The organism is Herbidospora sp. RD11066 (assembly GCF_054661255.1).
Window position 1 is genome coordinate 1 of record NZ_BAAGDO010000158.1, and the last position, 271, is coordinate 271.

General features: G+C 44.3%; 1 protein-coding gene. It reads left to right on the forward strand.

Annotated features, from left to right (window positions below):
• Positions 1-271, forward strand: a 271-nt coding sequence (locus ACYQ78_RS39625; RefSeq protein WP_459806146.1) for a YfcE family phosphodiesterase, incomplete at both ends; no start/stop codon positions are given.

The following is a 271-nucleotide window of genomic DNA, read 5'->3' on the forward strand; positions in this document are numbered from 1 at the left end:
TGGTCATCAAGTTGTTCCGTGGGGTGATCCTGAAGCACTGGCCATGCTTCAACGCCAGCTTGATGTGGATATTCTAATATATGGCCACACACACAAGTTTGCTGCATATGAACATGAAGGAAGATTTTATATCAACCCTGGGTCTGCCACAGGAGCTTATAATCCACTACAGAGTGATGTGGTACCCTCCTTTGTTCTTATGGACATCCAGGCTGGCACGATTGTGACTTATGTTTATCAACTGGTTAAAGATGATGTGAAAGTGGAGAGA